This is a genomic window from Vagococcus sp. WN80Y, assembly GCF_059621045.1.
The window spans coordinates 1-1,858 of record NZ_JCAQHY010000062.1 but is presented as its reverse complement, the minus strand read 5'-3'; the positions used below and the strand labels follow the sequence as shown (position 1 = coordinate 1,858).

Below are 1,858 nucleotides of genomic sequence, written 5' to 3'. Positions count from 1 at the left end.
GACAAAACTTCAAGGAGGAATACTACGACCTCTATCTGTACGAAATAATCATACCCCTTATGGGGATGAAAAGGAACTATCAGAATAAATCTGATAACCTTATTATACGAGGAGGAATAGGGCATGTTTAATCGGAAAAATCATCGCTATATGACTAAAGGCATCGCATTTGAATTACCAGATAATCTCAAATTGTTTTGTTGGCGAGTAATTGATGGCCTAGTTGCTAAAGGGGAAGTGAAGCTGGACTATCTACAAATATTCGAATTTGAAAAAGATGAGGCTCGAAAGAAATTGATTGTTACTCATCGTCAAGAAGAGCCGGAGTATCAGCGTAAATTTGAGTTACTTTTGCTAGAGGAGTATCAGACATGCAAGGTAGAAAAAGTTTGGATCATCGACGATGGAGAAAATCAGACGATGTTGTTACCGAGTGAGTATTAGGAACAAAAATATTTTAAACAAGATAAGTGTGCAACAAATGTCAATGACAAAGCGAAAGAAATAAAGCATGCCATCGGAGCAGGCAATGTCAATTTAATGTAGGTATTATAAAGGTGAGGGAGAAAGGAGGGTATTTTGACTAATCAAAATAAGGCGGATGGACTAAATGGAGTCTATAAACAATTAGCTAAGATAGTAGGATTGGATAATTGTTTAGCCATTTATAAAGAATTTAAAGGTATTACGGTTACATTTCCAACAAAATTAATTGATTCGTCTTTTGTTAAACAGGAATTAGAAAAAGGAATAGCGGCTGGGAAGGAGTATTCGCGGCATGAGATTCAGCAGATGGCGGTGTACTACGACTATTCAGAACGTCAGGTTAGGCGGTATCTAAAAGAAATTAACGAGCAGTTAAAGCAGAATGATTCAAAAATTGAAGAAGCATCGATCCCTTATTTTGCCAAATGGCTTCAACAGAATAAAGAAATTGAGAGAGGTGATAATTAAAATGAGGATTAAACGGATGATGATTTCTAGTGCCATGGAAATATCATCAGCTTGTAGTAATAAAGAAAAAGGAAATAAAGCAAAGGTAAAAATGCACCGCAAATAGCAAGTAATTATTATTCAATGAGAGAGTATGGCCACTGTTAATATAGAAAGGTTGAATTAATAATGTTAACAAAAGCACGAAAGATTTTATTAAAGCAGTTCGGAATAGAATCCAGTGAAGAAGAGTGGGGATTCGAAAGTGCCGTTATAGAAAGAGAACTAGTATACCCAAGGTTGTTGCAAAAGGAGACAGTGCCAGATTTAGTGATGCATCATGTTTATTTATTTGATGATGGCCTATCCAAAAGTGGCTATATAGTCTATTTTATTACGGATGAAACAAATAATCGAGAGTATATCCGAGGTGTATTAGTAGGTGGGAGCTTAACCTGGATTCAAACGAGATCGAGTGAAATGTTGGCGGGTTTTGAATTTCTATACGATGAAGTGCTAAGATAAGAAATTGGAGTAGCAAATCAAAAGAAATAAGAGGTTAGTTTATTAAGAAAGGTGAAGATGAGAGTGAAAAGGAAACTTATTTTGATTATTAGTTTCTTAGTATTGCTAACGGGCTGTGGCAATAAAGTGGACGTTAATCAGGCATATAATAAGGCTATGCAAAAAGCAAAGGAAGCGATTGTTGAAAAAAAGTTCGATCAGGCCGAAGGATTTGTAGAGTTGGCGTTGGAAAGTAACTCAACCAATAAAGAGGCCAAAAATATATTAGGTCAATTAACCACTTGAATCAATTTCATAATTTCAATGCCTTGCGGCATAAGGGGTTGAATTAAATAAAAAAAGAGAACCTCCCCATTTTTGATATAATGTAAGTGCAAACAAAACATAATCAAAAAGGAGT

General features: G+C 35.4%; 4 protein-coding genes. All 4 read left to right on the top strand.

The window, feature by feature from the left end:
• Positions 1 to 123: 123 nt before the first annotated feature.
• Positions 124 to 444 carry a DUF960 family protein gene (locus tag AC5KOD_RS02755; protein ID WP_496913010.1) on the top strand — a complete coding sequence of 107 codons (321 nt, stop codon included), beginning with the start codon at positions 124 to 126 and terminating at the stop codon, positions 442 to 444.
• A 135-nt stretch (positions 445 to 579) separates the two neighbouring features.
• Positions 580 to 954: a hypothetical protein gene (locus tag AC5KOD_RS02750; protein WP_496913009.1), complete on the top strand. Its 375-nt coding sequence runs from the start codon at positions 580 to 582 to the stop codon at positions 952 to 954.
• Between the two features lie 168 nt (positions 955 to 1,122).
• Complete coding sequence (locus tag AC5KOD_RS02745) at positions 1,123 to 1,458, top strand: 4'-phosphopantetheinyl transferase (RefSeq protein WP_496913008.1); 336 nt, start codon at positions 1,123 to 1,125, stop codon at positions 1,456 to 1,458.
• 63 nt (positions 1,459 to 1,521) lie between these two features.
• The gene (locus AC5KOD_RS02740) at positions 1,522 to 1,743 is read left to right on the top strand and encodes a hypothetical protein (RefSeq protein WP_496913007.1); all 222 of its coding nucleotides are present in this window, start codon (positions 1,522 to 1,524) and stop codon (positions 1,741 to 1,743) included.
• Positions 1,744 to 1,858: the final 115 nt, after the last annotated feature.

Excerpts from the sequence above, each read along its gene's own strand:
- AC5KOD_RS02755 (WP_496913010.1), top strand. The coding sequence starts at position 124 with ATGTTTAATCGGAAAAATCATCGCTATATGACTAAAGGCATCGCATTT.
- AC5KOD_RS02745 (WP_496913008.1), top strand. The coding sequence starts at position 1,123 with ATGTTAACAAAAGCACGAAAGATTTTATTAAAGCAGTTCGGAATAGAA.